Origin of the sequence: Devosia sp. LjRoot3 (assembly GCF_964252865.1) — a bacterium.
Taxonomy (GTDB): domain Bacteria; phylum Pseudomonadota; class Alphaproteobacteria; order Rhizobiales; family Devosiaceae; genus Devosia.
In genome coordinates this window covers 838,343-854,435 of record NZ_CAXUPK020000001.1, presented here as the reverse complement: position 1 = coordinate 854,435, position 16,093 = coordinate 838,343, and the positions used below count along the sequence as shown (strand labels likewise).

The window sequence follows — 16,093 nt, the reverse complement described above, 5'->3', positions numbered from 1 at the left end:
CTAGGCCGGCGTTCTCCTCGGCCCATTCCGCTTGGCAACGCCCATCTGCTCGATGATGTGCCGGCCCGACCCCTCCACATGCAGCGCCACAACCGCGGCGGCGCGATCGGCGTCCTGCGCGCGAATAGCCTCGATCAGCTCGCGATGCTCGCGCAACACAGCCTGCATGCGGCTCAGCGAGGTCGGAAAACGCCGGCTGATGGCCCGCAGGATTTCGCGATGCTTCCACCAAAGATCAGCCGCGTGCCGGTTGTAGTGGCGGTCGTAGATGAGCTGGTGAAACCGCGTATCGAGTTCGCCGTGATGCTTTGGATCGGCAAAATTGTGCGCCTCGATTGCGGCCTGCGCCGCTTCGAGATCAGCAATATCGGCATCAGTCGCGATCGAGCAAAACCACTTGGTCAGCGCCGGCTCGATCAACATCTCGATCTCGATGATGTCGCGCACGAAAGCCTCATCGATGGGCCGCACCCGCGCACCGCGATTGGGCTCCATCACCACAAAGTCTTCGCCGCGCAATTGCTGCAGCGCCTCGCGCACGGGATTGGTGGAGGTGCCATAGCGCGTCGCGAGATCGGCAACTTTCAATCGGGCATTGGGCTCCAGGCGTCCGGAAATGATGTCTTCCCGGATCAGCTCATAGATCGATAGCGGCTGCTCGGAAGCAGCGAATTCATTGGTGTCGTCGGCAGGCATCGTGGTCATGGAGCATGGTTTATGCGCCTTCTTGCGGGATGCCAAGCGGGATAATGCACATTAAATATACCAAATAATGTACGATCCAAGCTATATTGACAGATAAGTTCTGGTCTGGAACTGTCCCAAGCGGGAGACATGGGCAAAAGCCCGGCCCCGGAGGACCTAGCGGCGGGACGCCGCGGATGCCGTGCCGTAAGCGCCGGAATCCAACCGAGGAGGACTATCGATGACGAACATGCAGGACCGCGTTCGGCGGTCTGGCTCGCCGTATCGTCGGCAAGTCGTTGCCTATGCCTTGGCCGGTTTGACCACCGCCTCACTGATGTCGACGACCGTTTATGCGCAGTCGGTTGATCTCAGCCAGTGGTCGCCGGAATACATCAAATCCATTGCCGGCACGGCCACCTATGACACAGCAAAGGATTGCGGTGCCGTGGTGCCCAACGACTATGCCGGCAAGGTGAGCTACTGGTACACCGGGCCCTTCGAGGCCGATCCGCAGATCGCCCACGATCAGGACAAGGCCTTCTGGGAGGCCTTCAAGGCCGCCTATCCCAATATCCAGGCCGACGTGCAGTCGATCACCTACAACGAACTGCTCGACAAATTCCGCACCGCCCTTCTCGGCAATGCCGCGCCGATGGTCGTGCGCCTGCAAATTCTGGGTGGCGTCGAATTCGCCGCCAAGGGCTATCTCAATCCGCTGAAGCCGGAAGATGTCGGCTATACCGCAGCCGACTTCTGGCCGGGCGCCCTCAAGTCGGTCACCTGGGACGGCGAAACCTACGGCATCCCGACCAATAACGAGACCATGGGGTTCATCTGGAACGCCAAGATTTTCGCCGATGCCGGGCTCGACCCTGAATCTCCGCCCGCAACCTGGGACGACGTCGTCACCTATTCCAAGACGATCCACGACAAGCTCGGCATTGCCGGCTATGGCCTGGTCGCCAAGCAAAACGCCGGCAATACGCCCTTCCGCTTCATGCCCCAGCTCTGGGCCTATGGCGGCGGCGCGCTCGACGAAACCTCTGCGGAACCAGCCTATGAAACCGTCGAGCTCAACAACGATGGCAGCAAGGCCGCCCTGCAGGCCGCCTATGACATGTATGTCAGGGACCAGTCGGTCCCAACTTCGGCCCTGACCAATACCCAGGCCGAAAACCAGGCGCCGTTCATCGCCGGCCAACTCGCCATGATGATCGCCCACCCGGCTGAATATGCAAAAATGCTCGACCTCGCCTCCAAGGCAACCGGGGCCGACAAGGCAACCGCTGACGCCGTGGTCGAAAACATGCGCTATGGCCTGCTTCCCGAAGGTCCGGCCCGTCGTGCCGTGGTGTTCGGCGGCTCCAACATTCACGTCGTAAAGCCTGAATATGTCGATGGCGGCGCCATCGATGAGCAGGCCGTCAAGGCGCTGATCTGCATGTGGACGAGCCCGGAATGGTCGACCAAGCTCGCCTGGGTCGGTTCCAATCCCGGACATCTGGGCGGCTTCAAGACCGAATGGATGAAGGAACGTCTGGACACCATAAAATTCCTCGACGTCACCACCTCCATGCTGCCCAACGGCATCCCGTTCCCGGTCCAGCCCTACGCGCCTGAGATCATGAATATCATCGTGCCCGACATGCTGCAGAACGCGCTTACCGGCACCATGACGGTCGATGAGGCAGCCAACGACGCGGCGGCCAAGGTCGAAGAACTGATGAGCGGAATGTAGCGATCCCTCCCGCGCAGACGGCCGGCAGTCCCTGATTGCCGGCCGTTCCTTCCACCAACAGGGACAGCACAATGAGCGGCGTATCAGGGTCTGCCATCTTCACCGATCGCCCGGTGGAGCCGGCACGGCGGAGCAGTCTTCTCTCGCGCATGTGGAAGCAGCGCGCCGACTATCTCTATGTGCTCCCGGCCATCGTGGTGATGCTCATCGTCATCGCCTATCCGGTTTACTACACGATCGAACTGAGCTTCTTCAAAACCCCGGCCAGCCTGCAATTGCGGGACAAGGTGTTTGTCGGCCTCGACAACTACACCACCATCCTCACCAGCGCCTCGTTCTGGAAGGTCACCTGGCAGACGCTGATCTGGACGTTCTTCTCGACCCTCTTTGCCTTCTTCCTCGGCCTTGGCGCCGCCCTGTCGCTGCATCGCGAATTCGTCGGTCGCGGCGTGCTGCGCGCCATCCTGCTTATTCCTTGGGTCGTCAGCGCCGTTGCGGCCTCCTATGTCTGGAAGTGGCTTTATCACTCCGATTTCGGCGCTATCGGCGCCTTCATGGTGCAGATCGGCGTAACCGATCAGCCGATCAATTTCGTCGACAACACCTCCACCGCCCTCGCCTCGCTGATCGTGGTCAATGTCTGGAAGGAATTCTCCTTCGCCATGATCATGCTGATGGCCGGCCTCCAGACCGTGCCCGAACAATTGCTGCGCGCCGCCAAGGTCGACGGCGCCAATGCCTGGCAGCGCTTCTGGCACGTCACCTTCCCGCACCTTGCCGGCGTGTCCACGGTCACCGTGCTGCTACTGACAGTGCAGAATTTCAACTCCTTCATCATCCCCTTCATCATGACCGGCGGCGGCCCGGCAGGCTCGTCCGATATCTGGATCACCCAGATCTACCAGCTCGCCTTCGGTCGCCAGCGCTGGGGCGCGGCCGCTGCTTATTCAGTGCTGCTCTTCATCATCATGATGACCCTTGGCTACTTCTACGTCCGCGCCCTGACCCGCGGCGACGACAAGAGGGCCGGCGCATGAACACAGACTTCAGAGTGCCTGGCTCCACCCCACCCTCAATCCCTCCCCATCAAGGGGAGGGAGGAAGCGGCTCCCAGGCATGGGCTTTTTCGCCTCCCTCCCCCTTGTGGGGAGGGATCGAGGGTGGGGGTTCGGCGCCCACCGAGCTATCAACCGTGTCACCCCCCTCCCCAACCCTCCCCGCGAGGGGGAGGGTGCCGGGCCGGTGGCTCTCGCACAAATCCCGCCCCAAACTCCATCGGCACCTCCCCCTCGACGGGGGAGGTTGGGAGGGGGTGTCGGCACGTTCGATAGCCGAGGCCTCGTCACGTCCGCCCCAGTGGGAAGGGACCGATGGGGGAATGCCGATGCCCCCCGCGCCATCCGTCGGAGGAAACACCCCATGACCGACGCCACCTCTACCCACATCCGCCCCGTCACCAAAAAACCCGTCGACTACTGGCGCTGGTCGGGCCGCATCTTCCTCGTGCTGCTGCTGATCTTCACCGCCATGCCCATGGCGTGGATGCTGATCACTTCCCTGAAAACCGGCTTCGCGGCCATGCAATATCCGCCGCAATGGTGGCCCGCTTCCCCAACGCTCGAAAACTACGCGCGCCTGCTCGATCCGCGGAACAGTATCGGCCAGGATTTCCTGCGCTATTTCTGGAACAGCCTCTGGGTCTCCACAGCCACGACGATCCTCGCGATCATCGTCGCCGTCCCAGCCGCCTACGCCTTCTCGCGCTTCCGCTTTCCCGGCCGCACCTTCCTCTTCTTCTCGGTGCTGCTGCGCAACATGTTCCCGGCCATCGTCTTCCTCGTGCCGCTGTTCATCCTGATGCGGCTCCTCGGCCTCGTGAACACCCACGGCTCGCTGATCCTGACCTATCTCACCTTCGGCCTGCCGCTCGCCATCTGGCTGCTCAAGGGATTTTACGACAACATCCCGATCCAGCTTGAACAGGCGGCGCGCATCGATGGCGCCACCCGGTTCCAGGCCTTCCTCTACATCGTCATGCCGCTCTCGACGCCGGGGATCATCGCCACCGCGATCTACTCCTTCATCGGCGCCTGGAACGAATACATCTACGCCTACACCTTCCTCACCAAGCACGACCAGATGACCCTGCCCGTCGGCATCCAGCGCTTCTTCTCGGAGAACGCCACGGACTGGCCGGGCCTGATGGCCGCGACGTTCATGATGAGCGTGCCGGTCGTCGTGCTCTTCCTCGTTCTCCAGAAATACTTCGTGCAGGCCCTCACCGAAGGCGCCGTCAAACATTAGGAGTTTTGTCGATGGCCGAGGTGGTCCTTGAGCACGTCATGAAGAATTACGGCAACCTCTACGCCGTCAACGACGTGAGCTTTACCGTCAACGATGGCGAATTCGTCGCGCTGGTCGGCCCTTCGGGCTGCGGCAAGACCACGACGCTCAACCTGATCGCTGGCCTCTTGCCGATCTCAGGCGGCGACATCGCCATCGGCAATCGCGTGGTCAACGATCTCGACCCCAAGGACCGGGACATCGCCATGGTGTTCCAGAATTACGCGCTCTATCCCAACAAGACTGTCTTCAACAATCTCGCCTTCCCGCTGCAGATGCGGAAACTGCCCAAGGCCGAGATTGCCTCAAAAGTCGCCGAAGCCGCGCGCATTCTCGACATCACGCACCTGCTCGAACGCAAACCGCGCGAACTCTCCGGCGGCCAGCAGCAGCGCGTTGCCCTCGGCCGTGCCCTCGTGCGCGACCCCCTCGTTTTCCTGATGGATGAACCACTCTCCAACCTCGACGCCAAGCTGCGCGTGCAGATGCGCAGCGAGATCAAGCGCTTTCACCACAACCTCGGCGCCACCATCATCTATGTCACCCACGACCAGCTCGAGGCCGTCACCATGGCCGACAAAATGGCCGTGATGAATGGCGGCTTCCTGCAGCAATACGACACCCCGGCCCAGGTCTTCGCCAATCCGGTCAACATGTTCGTCGCGAGTTTCGTCGGCAGCCCGGCCATGAGTCTGATCTCGCTGCAGGCCGTCTCGCGCGGCACCGACATGGTGCTCCAGAGTGCCGAAGGCTGGGAACTGCCCCTCTCCCCCAGGAACGCGCAAAAGGCCCGTCTCTCGACAACCAAAAACGTCGTCCTCGGCGCCCGCCACTCGACCCTCAAATTGCACAAGAGCCAGGTCCCCGGTTCGGTCCCCGGAAAGATCTACACCGTCGAGCCAACGGGCGACGTCACCTTCGCCCAGGTCTTCATCGCCGAGGCCGTCGTCAACATCAGTGTCGATCCGAGCGTGCACCTCTCCCCCGACGAACCGGTCTGGATCGAGTTCGATCAGGAGCGCGTCCACCTATTCGACGCTGAAACAACCTCAGCGCTAACAGTCCGCTAACCAACTCACCTCCCAAGAGCGACACAAATGCACCGTCCCGAGGAAGCCCTTAACTACGTCAACACGCACTCAAAACCCTCTGAATTGCGCATCACCGATATGCGGGTCGCCGAAATCGTCGGCGCCCCCTTCACCAGCGCGATCCTGAAAATCTATACCAATCAAGGGCTTGTCGGCCTCGGCGAAGTCCGCGACGGCGCCAGCGCCACCTATGCCCTGATGCTCAAAAGCCGCCTCCTCGGCGAAAACCCTTGCGACATCGACAGATTGTTCAGGAGAATCAAGCAGTTCGGCGGCCACGGCCGCCAGGGCGGCGGAGTCTCCGCCGTCGAGATCGCCCTCTGGGACTTAGCCGGCAAAGCCTATGGCGTCCCGATCTACCAAATGCTTGGCGGCAAATTCCGCGACAAAGTCCGCATGTATTGCGACACCGACGCCACCGTCCCGAGCGGCACCGAAACCGGTAAGCGCTTGAAAGAACGAATGGATTTAGGGTTCACCTTCCTCAAGATGGACCTCGGCCTCATGCAAGTCGTCGACACCCCCGGCTCCGTCGTGTCCCCAGCCGGCTCCTTGGAAGGCTATCGCATCCATCCCAGCCGCGGCAGCGGCAAGACCATGGACGACCGCCGCGCCCGCAATGCCGTCTACGACGTCCACAACGTCCGCCACCCCTTCACCGGCCTCAATTTCACCGAGCAAGGCCTTGAATTGCTTGAGGAATATATCCACCAGGTCCGCGAAGTGATCGGCTACGAAATCCCCCTCGCCATCGACCATGTTGGCCACATTTCCCTGCAAAGCGGCATCCGCCTCGCCAAGCGCATCGAGAGATACGCCCCCGCCTGGCTCGAAGACGTCATCCCTTGGCAATATACCGAGCAATATCAACAGCTTCAGCAGGCCACCACAGTTCCGATCTGCACCGGCGAAGACATCTACCTCAAGGAAGGTTTCGAACCGCTGCTGAAGTCCGGCATCTCCATAATCCACCCAGATCTCCTGACCTCCGGCGGCATTCTCGAAACCAAGAAAATCGGCGACATGGCGCAGGACCACGGCGTCGCCATGGCCATCCACATGGCCGAAAGCCCCGTCGCCTGCATGGCCGCCGCCCATGCTGCTGTGGCGACTGAGAATTTCATGGCACTCGAATATCATTCGGTCGACGTCGACTGGTGGGACGACATCGCCATCGGCCTGCCGAAACCCGTCGTACAGAACGGCTTCATCACCGTGCCCGACAAGCCCGGCCTCGGCATCGATGACATCAATGACGAACTGATCAGCCAGCACCTGCAGGAAGGCGTCACCGGCATCTGGCAGCCGACGGACCAGTGGGACCACGAATATAGCTGGGACCGGACCTGGAGCTGAGCCAGCGATGAAGATCACCAACATAATCCCCTACCCCACCTGGGTCGGCACGCGGAACCAGCTCATCGTCAAGGTCGAGACCGACGAGGGTATCTATGGCTGGGGCGAAAGCGGCCTCTCCGGCCGCGAAAAGGCCGTCGTCGGCGCGCTCGAGCATTTTCGCGAGTTTCTCATCGGTCGCGACCCCATGGCCATTGGCGCGCTGTGGCAGGAAATGTATCGCAGCCAGTACTTTGAGGGCGGCCGCGTCCTCACCGCCGCCATGTCGGCGCTCGATCTTGCCTTCCACGACATCAAAGGCAAGGCGCTCGGTGTGCCGGTCTATGAGCTGCTCGGGGGGCGGCAGCGCGATCATATCCCCACCTTCGCCACCGTCCGCGGTCCCTGCGGCCCGCAGATGATCGACCAGGCCAAGGAGCTGATGGAGCTCGGCTGGAACGCCATCCGCCTCTTCCCGCACGGCCACGAAAACCCGAAAATTTTCGAGCCCCGCCAAAGCATCGCCGAAACCGCAAGGTGGTGTGTCAAAACCCGAGAAGCCCTTGGCGATGAAGTGGTTCTCGGCATCGACTATCACCATCGCCTGAGCGTCGCCGAGGCAGCCAGCTACTGCCAGAAGATGCCCAGCGGCACGCTGGATTTCCTCGAAGAACCGATCCGCGACGAAACGCCCGAGGCCTATGAAGCCTTGCGGAAAATGACCGACATTCCCTTCGCCATCGGCGAGGAATTCGCCAGCAAATGGCAGTTCCTGCCCTATATCGAGCGCGACATCCACCAGTTCAATCGCATCGACATCTGCAATGTCGGCGGGCTCACCGAAGCCATGAAAGTCGCGGGCTGGAGCGAGGCCCACTATGTCGACGTGATGCCGCACAACCCGTTGGGACCGATTTGCACGGCGGCCACGCTGCATTTCAGCGCTGCGGTGCCCAACCTCTCCTGGCTCGAAACCCGTGCTTCGCCCGGCGAGCTCTATCACGGCTTTGGGGACGGCTCGATTTTCTCGGTCCAGCCACAGTTACGCGGCGCTATCTATGACGTGCCCGCCGCCCCCGGTCTCGGCGTCGAAGTCGATGAAGAGGCGGTTAGACGCCAGACCTTCAAATTCTGGGAAGCCCCGCATCTCCGCCGCAACGACGGCTCGGTCACTAACTGGTAGGCAGCAAAAACATGACGCACACGCCTGACATCGTTCGCCCGTCCAAAGACCTCATCGCCGGCATTCTTGCGGTCGGCGCTGCCTCCGCCTCTTCGACGCTGGCGCATATGGGCATTCGCAATTGCCACATTCTTGGACCTGTGGCGCAGCAATTCGGCAAGGCGATCGCAGGCCCGGCGCTGACGCTGCAATTCATGCCCAAGCGTGAGGACCTTTATGGTGATGGGGAATATTCAGACCCCGAAAAGCAGCTCCACCGCCATGTGCTCTATCACGTGCAGGAAGGCGACATTGTCGTCGTTGATGCGCGCGGCGACATGACCGCGGGGGTGTTCGGCGATATGATGTCGACCTATTTCCGCGGTCGCGGTGGGGCCGGCATGGTGATCGACGGGGCGCTGCGCGACCGGCCGAACCTGAGCAAGCTCGACATCCCGATGTGGATACGCGGCTGGACGCCCAATTTTCACACGCAAACCAACCTGATGCCCTTTGCGGTCAACACGCCCATTGCTTGTGGCGGCGTCACGGTGGTGCCCGGGGACATCATCGTCGCCGATGACGATGGTGCGGTTTGCGTTCCCGCGGCCCTCGCCGCCGAAGTCATCGGGCGGTCAAGCCAACACCACGAATGGGAAGATTTTTCGCGAATGAAACTCAAGCAGGGCGCGCCGCTGCAACGCTACTATCCGCTGCATCAGGATGCGCGTGGCGAATACGAGGAATGGCGCAAGACCAATCCGATTGGATAGGCGTCGTCCGCCGGAGTTTGGCTTCGTCCTCCCTTACTGAAGAGCGGCTACGGCGACCTCGCCATGCACGCTTACACGGAGGGCAAAATCAAATATGAGCGAGTGTTGTCGCCAGGTACTTTGCTACTGGGGTGTTCCGGCCGCGAATGTCGCTATTGCCCATAGCCAAGTTGACAATGTCGCCGCAGCGCGACTTCTGCTGGACCTTCCATACTTCAACCGTCGTTTTGGCTCTTGATCAGCGCTTCGAGCATGTCGAGCAGCTTTTCAATTTCGGCGTGGCCGTAGCGGGCTTCGAGCTCGGCATAAATGGCCCCGCGTTCGGGTGACAATTCCTCGATCAGCGCCATGCCGGCCGGGGCGATAGCGAGCTGCACGCGCCTTCCGTCATCCTCGAACTTGCCGCGAGTGATAAAACCGCGATCTTCCAGCGCCTTGATGATGCGCGTGAGGCTGGGCGCCAGGATCGAGGCGCGTTCGGCGACTTCGGTGGCATCGAGCGGGCTCGATTCCCCGAGAACACGGATGACGCGCCATTGCTGTTCGGTCACATCGTGTCGCGCCAGCATGGGCCGGAATTTCGACATGACCGCTTCACGCGCCCTCAAGAGCGACATGGGCAGGGAACGGCGCGTATTGTGCGGCAGCAAGACGACCTCCGGCATGTCGGGCGGTTTGGACTGCCCCCTTGCGGCTATAGCGTTATCGGCCCTGCCAAGGCAACGGGCTTCCCCTGCCTCAGATGTTTGCCAGAGACCAAAAATCCATGCTTGACCTCGGCTTGCTATTTATTTAACACGTTAAATAGATTGATTGCAACCGAACGTGAGAAGGGCGCGATGCCGCATCTCTCCATCGAATATTCCGCCAATCTCGACAGCCAGGTCGATATGAAGGCCTTTTGTTCGCTTGTTGCCGGGACCATTCTCAAAAATGGCCCATTTGAAATCGGCGCCGTGCGCGTCCGCGCCTTCAGGGCGGATGCCTGGGCCGTGGCCGATGAGCTGCTGGAGAACGGCTTTCTCGATATGTCCTTCCGCATCGGCCAGGGCCGCACGGCGGAAGAAAAGGAGCGGGTCGGCGCAGCGATCTTTGCTGCCGCCAGCGACTTTCTTGCTCCCCTTTTCACCACACCTCATTTCGCTCTCTCGCTCGAAATTCGGGAAATCGACGCGGCGCTGAGCTGGAAGAAAAACGCCATTCATCCGCGGCTGCGCGGCAAATAACGGAAACCAAATGTCTGATTTTGCGGAAAATCTGAAAAAGGCGGAGCGCTATCTCGCCCGGTTCAAGACCGAGGGCGTGCTCAACCATATCAATGGCGAAGCGGTGCCGGCGCTCGACGGCGCGGTTTTCGAGACGATTTCGCCGGTCGACCTGCAACCCCTCGCCAAGGTGGCGCTGGGCAAAGCGGCGGACATCGATCGCGCCGCCAAGGCCGCCAAGGCCGCCTTCCCCGCCTGGGCGGCGATGAGTGGCACGGCGCGCAAGGCACTGCTGCACAAAATTGCCGATGCCATCGAGGCGCGGGCCGAGGAAATCGCGCTGGTCGAGTGCATGGATACCGGCCAATCGCTCAAATTCATGGCCAAGGCAGCCCTGCGTGGCGCAGAAAATTTCCGCTTCTTTGCCGATCGGGCGCCCGAAGCGCGCGATGGTGCGGCGATCCGCGGGCCCGGCCAGCTCAATGTGACGAGCCGTTCGCCTATCGGGCCGGTCGGGGTGATCACGCCCTGGAATACGCCCTTTATGCTCTCGACCTGGAAGATCGCGCCGGCTTTGGCGGCGGGCTGCACCGTGGTGCACAAGCCGGCGGAATTTTCGCCGCTGACGGCGCGGCTGCTGGTTGAGATTGCCGAAGAGGCGGGCCTGCCCAAGGGCGTCTGGAACCTCGTCAACGGTTTTGGCGAAGATGCCGGCAAGGCGCTGACCGAACATAGGGATATCAAGGCCATCGGCTTTGTCGGCGAGAGCCGCACCGGTTCGTTGATCATGAAGCAGGGCGCCGATACGCTGAAGCGCGTGCATTTTGAGCTGGGCGGCAAGAACCCAGTCGTGGTCTTTGCCGATGCCGATCTCGAGCGCGCCGCCGATGCCGCCGTGTTCATGATCTACTCGCTCAATGGCGAGCGCTGCACCTCGTCTTCGCGCCTTTTGGTGGAAGCTTCCATCTATGAGCGCTTTACCGCCATTGTGGCCGAAAAGGCCAAGCGCATTCCGGTCGGCCATCCGCTCGATCCCAAGACCGTTATGGGTCCGCTGATTCATCCCGAGCACGAAAAGAAGGTGCTCGCCTATATCGCCATCGGTCAGGCAGAGGGCGCGACCCTCGCCGCCGGGGGCGAAAAGCAGGCGGGCCCTGGCGGTGGCTGCTATGTGACGCCGACGCTCTTTACCCAGGTGCGCAACGACATGCGGATTGCCCAGGAGGAGATTTTCGGGCCCGTGCTCAGCGCCATTCCCTTTGCCGACGAGGCCGATGCGCTCGCCATTGCCAATGACGTGCAATATGGGCTGACCGGCTATCTCTGGACTTCTGACGTGACGCGCGCCCTGCGCTTCACCGACAGGCTCGAAGCGGGCATGATCTGGGTCAATTCGGAAAATGTCCGCCATCTGCCGACGCCCTTTGGTGGGGTCAAGAATTCCGGCATCGGCCGCGATGGCGGCGACTGGTCCTTCGACTTTTACATGGAAACCAAGAACGTTGCCTTTGCGACCGCGCCGCACGCGATCCAGAAGCTCGGCGGCTAGAACCCGGCCGCCCGTTCACCTGCAATCAGAGCGCACCGGGGCAGGACAAGTTTCTTGCCCCGCAAGGAGGAAAGCGTGCCGCTACCCACACCCAATCTCTACCCCGCCTTCAATATCGTCCGTTTGAGCCATGTCGAACTGGCCGTGACCGATCTCGCCAAATCGCGCGCCTTCTATGTCGACACGCTCGGCCTGCAGGTGACGGATGAAACCGCCGACACCATCTATCTGCGCGCCCTCGAAGAGCGCGGCCACCACTGCATCGTGCTGAAGAAAGCCGACAAGGCCGAAGCGCGCGATCTTGGCTTCAAGGTGTTCAGCGAGGACGATCTCGACAAGGCAGCACACTTCTTCAAGGGCAAGGAATTGCCGGTCGAATGGGTGGAGCGGCCGCACCAGTCGCGCACCTTCCGCACTCGCGATCCCCACGGCATTCCGCTCGAATTCTATGCCAAGATGGAGCGGCTGCCGCCCATCCACCAGAAATATGCGCTCTACAAAGGCGTGAAGCCGCTGCGCATCGACCACTTCAACTGCTTCTCGCCCGATGTCGACGCCTCGGTGGCCTTCTATAATGAACTCGGCTTCCGGGTTACCGAATATACCGAGGACGAGGTCAGCAAAAAGCTTTGGGCTGCCTGGACCCACCGCAAGGGCGGCGTGCACGACATCGCCTTTACCAATGGCCGTGGCCCACGCCTGCACCATGTCGCCTTCTGGGTGCCGACGCCGCTCAATATCATTGATCTGCTCGACCTGATGGCGACGACGGGCTGGTTGGCCAATATCGAACGCGGCCCGGGCCGGCACGGCATTTCCAATGCCTTCTTCCTCTATGTGCGCGATCCCGATGGGCACCGCATCGAGATCTATTGCTCGGACTATCAGACCGTCGATCCCGACCTCGAACCCATTCGCTGGGACCTCAAGGACCCGCAGCGCCAGACGCTGTGGGGGGCGCCGGCGCCAAAATCGTGGTTCGAGGAAGGCAGCAGCTTTGCCGGGGCCGAGATTGTGCCGCCGGTGCTGGACGCCCAGCCGATCATCGCACCGTGAGACGGTAAAATGGATAAAACTCTCGCTGATCCGAGCCTGTTGCGACAGGCAGCCCTTGTCGGTGGCACCTGGATTGAAGCCAGTGGCGACAATGCCATTGCCGTCAACAATCCGGCGACGGGCGAATTGGTTGGCCTCGTGCCCAAGCTCGGCACCAGGGAAGCGCGCACAGCCATCGAGGCGGCGCGCGTGGCCCAGGTGGAATGGGCCCAGCGCACGGCCAAAGAGCGCTCGGGCTTTTTGCGGCGCTGGTTCGAGCTGATGATGCTCAACCAGAACGATCTCGGCCTGATCCTGACCCTCGAACAGGTCAAACCCCTGACCGAGGCCAAGGGCGAGATTGCCTATGGCGCGAGTTTTATCGAATGGTTCGCCGAAGAGGCGCGGCGCATCTATGGCGACCTCGTGCCCGGCCACCAGCGCGACAAGCGCATCATGATCATGAAGCAGCCCATCGGCGTGGTCGGGGCGATCACGCCGTGGAATTTTCCCAATGCCATGATCACGCGCAAGGCTGGACCGGCACTGGCGGCAGGTTGCGCCATGGTGCTGAAACCGGCGTCACAGACGCCTTTTTCGGCCATTGCCTTGGCGGTGCTGGCCGAGCGCGCCGGCCTGCCGCCAGGTCTTTTCAGCGTGCTGACCGGCTCGGCCGCTGAAATCGGCGCGGAGATGACGTCGAACCCCACGGTACGCAAAATCACCTTTACCGGCTCGACCGAAATCGGCGCGCAATTGATGGCGCAGAGCGCGCCCAGCATCAAGAAGCTGGGGCTGGAACTGGGTGGCAATGCACCCTTCATCGTCTTTGATGACGCCGATCTCGACGCGGCGGTGGAAGGGGCGCTGATCGCCAAATTCCGCAATAATGGACAGACCTGCGTCTGCGCCAATCGCATCTATGTGCAGGAAGGCGCCTATGACGCCTTTGCCGACAAGCTCAAGGCAGCAGTGGCAAAACTCAAGATCGGCAATGGGCTCGAAGACGGCGTGATCCTTGGGCCGCTGATCGACAAGAAGGCGGTGGCCAAGGTCGAGGAGCATATTGCCGATGCCGTCGCCAAGGGCGCGAGCGTGGCGCTGGGCGGCAAGCCGCATGCCCTGGGCGGCAGTTTCTTTGAAACCACCATTCTTACCGGAGTGACCACGGACATGGCGGTGGCTCGCGAAGAAACCTTTGGGCCGCTGGCGCCGCTCTTCTCCTTCAAGGACGAAGCCGATGTCATCGCCCAGGCCAATGATACCGAATTTGGCCTTGCCTCCTACTTCTACGCCAATGATCTCGCCCGTGTCTGGCGCGTCGCCGAGGCGCTCGAATATGGGATGGTCGGGGTCAATACCGGACTCATCTCCACCGCCGAAGCGCCCTTCGGGGGCATCAAATCCTCGGGTCTCGGACGCGAAGGCTCCAAGTACGGCATCGAGGAATTCTGCGAGATCAAATATGTCTGCCTCGGCGGCATTGGGGGGACGAACTGATGACCGACTATGGACGCCTGGCCACGGTTACGGCCGGGGGCACAACCCGCTATGGCCTTGTGAGAGACGATGGCTTTGTCGATCTCAGCGCTCGGTTCAGCTGGCAGTGGCCGACCCTGCGCGATTCGATCAGGGCCGGTACGCTGACCCAGCTCGTCGAGGCAGGGCGCTCTCTGCCGGCCGATCTTCCGCTCGATGCCATCGACTATCAGATCCCTGTTCCGAACCCGGAAAAGATCATCTGCGTGGGGGTCAACTATCCCGACCGCAATGAGGAATATAAGGACGGCCAGGCAGCGCCCTCCAATCCCTCGCTCTTTCCGCGCTTTCCTCGCTCCTTTGTCGGCCATGGCGTGCCGCTCAACCGGCCGCCGGAATCGCCGCAACTCGACTATGAGGGTGAGGTCGTTCTGGTGATCGGCAAGGGCGGCCGGCGGATTGCCGAAGCCGAGGCGCTCGATCATGTCGCGGCGCTGACGCTTTGCAATGAGGGCACGATCCGCGACTGGGTGCGCCACGCCAAGTTCAACGTGACCCAAGGCAAGAACTTTGATGGCACTGGCGCCATCGGGCCCTGGCTCGTGCCCTATGTCGATGAAAGCCAAATTGCCGACATAGCGCTGACCACGAGCGTAAACGGTGAGGTGCGCCAGGATGATCGCACCAGCCGCATGATTTTCGGGTTCCGCAAGCTGATCAACTACATCTCGACTTTCACCACTCTCGTGCCCGGCGACATGATCGTCACCGGCACGCCGACCGGCGCAGGCGCGCGGTTCGAGCCGCCGGTCTGGCTCAAGCCTGGCGATGTCGTCGAGGTTTCGGCCACAGGACTTGGAACACTGCGCAATCCGATTGCCGATGAGGTGCTGGCATGACCCCCGATCAGATCGAGACCCTAGCGGAGCGCCTGTTCGAGGCCGAGCGGACCCGGACCCAAACCAGGGTTCTGAGCCTCGAATTTCCCGAAGCCACCATGGACGATGCTTATGCGGTGCAGGCGGCACTGATCCGTCGCAAGCTCGCCGCCGGCCGCAAGGCCAAGGGCTGGAAGATCGGGCTGACCTCAAAAGCCATGCAGTATGCGCTCAATATCAACATTCCCGATTCCGGGGTGTTGCTGGACGACATGTTCTTCCCCGACAGCGCCACCATTCCGGCCGATCGCTTCATTCAGCCGCGGGTGGAAGCGGAAATCGCCTTCGTGATGAAGGCCCCGCTCAACGGACCCGATGTCACCATCTTCGACGTGCTCAACGCCACCGACTACATCACGCCGGCGCTCGAAATTCTCGATACGCGCGTGCAGCGGGTCGATCCCGAGACGAGGAAAGTGCGGACGATTTTCGACACCATTTCCGACAATGCCGCCAATGGCGGGATCGTCATGGGTGGGCGCCCTGCCCGCCCGCTCGACGCCGATATGCGCTGGATCGGCGCCATCGTCTCACGCAATGCCGAAATCGAGGAAACGGGGCTGGGGGCCGGGGTGCTCAACCATCCGGCAGCGGGGATTGCCTGGCTCGCCAATCGGCTGGCCCAGTATGGCTCGTCCATTGCGGCCGGCGATGTGGTGCTCTCGGGTTCTTTCATCCGGCCGGTCGAGGCGCGGCACGGCGATACGATCACTGCCGATTTCGGCCCCTATGGCACTGTCAGCGTCTATTTCGCCTAG

15 protein-coding genes are annotated in these 16,093 nt (G+C 61.6%); 13 read left to right on the top strand and 2 right to left on the bottom strand.

Annotated features, from left to right (window positions below; translation table 11 throughout):
- Complete coding sequence (locus tag ACSQ2A_RS04130) at nucleotides 1-705, bottom strand: GntR family transcriptional regulator (RefSeq protein WP_295410339.1); 705 nt, start codon at nucleotides 703-705, stop codon at nucleotides 1-3.
- A 220-nt stretch (nucleotides 706-925) separates the two neighbouring features.
- Between ACSQ2A_RS04130 and ACSQ2A_RS04125 the strand changes: the two genes are divergently transcribed.
- The 7 genes from ACSQ2A_RS04125 (at nucleotide 926) to ACSQ2A_RS04095 (ending at nucleotide 9,129) form a co-directional block, all read left to right on the top strand.
- Entirely contained in the window at nucleotides 926-2,425 is a 1,500-nt protein-coding gene (locus ACSQ2A_RS04125) for an extracellular solute-binding protein (RefSeq protein ID WP_436071193.1), read from the top strand.
- Nucleotides 2,426-2,574: 149 nt separating this feature from the next.
- Nucleotides 2,575-3,462 (top strand): carbohydrate ABC transporter permease, encoded by an 888-nt coding sequence (locus ACSQ2A_RS04120; protein WP_436071629.1) that lies wholly within the window; start codon nucleotides 2,575-2,577, stop codon nucleotides 3,460-3,462.
- A 382-nt stretch (nucleotides 3,463-3,844) separates the two neighbouring features.
- Entirely contained in the window at nucleotides 3,845-4,729 is an 885-nt protein-coding gene (locus ACSQ2A_RS04115; protein WP_436071192.1) for a carbohydrate ABC transporter permease, read from the top strand.
- An 11-nt stretch (nucleotides 4,730-4,740) separates the two neighbouring features.
- A complete protein-coding gene (locus ACSQ2A_RS04110) occupies nucleotides 4,741-5,838 on the top strand; it encodes an ABC transporter ATP-binding protein (RefSeq protein WP_436071191.1) in 1,098 nt (365 codons plus the stop codon).
- A 27-nt stretch (nucleotides 5,839-5,865) separates the two neighbouring features.
- Nucleotides 5,866-7,215, top strand: coding sequence for a mandelate racemase/muconate lactonizing enzyme family protein (locus ACSQ2A_RS04105; RefSeq protein ID WP_436071190.1), 1,350 nt, complete (start codon nucleotides 5,866-5,868; stop codon nucleotides 7,213-7,215).
- A gap of 7 nt (nucleotides 7,216-7,222) precedes the next feature.
- A complete protein-coding gene (locus ACSQ2A_RS04100; RefSeq protein WP_436071189.1) occupies nucleotides 7,223-8,377 on the top strand; it encodes a mandelate racemase/muconate lactonizing enzyme family protein in 1,155 nt (384 codons plus the stop codon).
- Between the two features lie 11 nt (nucleotides 8,378-8,388).
- The gene (locus ACSQ2A_RS04095; protein WP_295410349.1) at nucleotides 8,389-9,129 is read left to right on the top strand and encodes a ribonuclease activity regulator RraA; all 741 of its coding nucleotides are present in this window, start codon (nucleotides 8,389-8,391) and stop codon (nucleotides 9,127-9,129) included.
- Nucleotides 9,130-9,344: 215 nt separating this feature from the next.
- Here the strand turns inward: ACSQ2A_RS04095 and hpaR are convergent, their stop codons facing one another.
- The gene (gene hpaR / locus ACSQ2A_RS04090) at nucleotides 9,345-9,794 is read right to left on the bottom strand and encodes a homoprotocatechuate degradation operon regulator HpaR (RefSeq protein WP_436071188.1); all 450 of its coding nucleotides are present in this window, start codon (nucleotides 9,792-9,794) and stop codon (nucleotides 9,345-9,347) included.
- Between the two features lie 174 nt (nucleotides 9,795-9,968).
- On the opposite strand from hpaR, the gene ACSQ2A_RS04085 reads away from it, so the two are divergent.
- The 6 genes from ACSQ2A_RS04085 to hpaH all read left to right on the top strand — a co-directional run bounded on the left by ACSQ2A_RS04085 (nucleotide 9,969) and on the right by hpaH (nucleotide 16,093).
- Complete coding sequence (locus tag ACSQ2A_RS04085) at nucleotides 9,969-10,355, top strand: 5-carboxymethyl-2-hydroxymuconate Delta-isomerase (protein ID WP_436071187.1); 387 nt, start codon at nucleotides 9,969-9,971, stop codon at nucleotides 10,353-10,355.
- Between the two features lie 10 nt (nucleotides 10,356-10,365).
- A complete protein-coding gene (hpaE, locus tag ACSQ2A_RS04080; protein WP_436071186.1) occupies nucleotides 10,366-11,883 on the top strand; it encodes a 5-carboxymethyl-2-hydroxymuconate semialdehyde dehydrogenase in 1,518 nt (505 codons plus the stop codon).
- A gap of 75 nt (nucleotides 11,884-11,958) precedes the next feature.
- Nucleotides 11,959-12,939 (top strand): 3,4-dihydroxyphenylacetate 2,3-dioxygenase, encoded by a 981-nt coding sequence (gene hpaD / locus ACSQ2A_RS04075; protein WP_436071185.1) that lies wholly within the window; start codon nucleotides 11,959-11,961, stop codon nucleotides 12,937-12,939.
- Nucleotides 12,940-12,948: 9 nt separating this feature from the next.
- Nucleotides 12,949-14,418 carry an NADP-dependent succinate-semialdehyde dehydrogenase gene (gene gabD, locus ACSQ2A_RS04070; RefSeq protein ID WP_436071184.1) on the top strand — a complete coding sequence of 490 codons (1,470 nt, stop codon included), beginning with the start codon at nucleotides 12,949-12,951 and terminating at the stop codon, nucleotides 14,416-14,418.
- Nucleotides 14,418-15,296: a fumarylacetoacetate hydrolase family protein gene (locus tag ACSQ2A_RS04065; RefSeq protein WP_436071183.1), complete on the top strand. Its 879-nt coding sequence runs from the start codon at nucleotides 14,418-14,420 to the stop codon at nucleotides 15,294-15,296. Before gabD ends, ACSQ2A_RS04065 begins: the two co-directional genes overlap by 1 nt.
- Entirely contained in the window at nucleotides 15,293-16,093 is an 801-nt protein-coding gene (hpaH, locus tag ACSQ2A_RS04060; RefSeq protein WP_436071182.1) for a 2-oxo-hept-4-ene-1,7-dioate hydratase, read from the top strand. Before ACSQ2A_RS04065 ends, hpaH begins: the two co-directional genes overlap by 4 nt.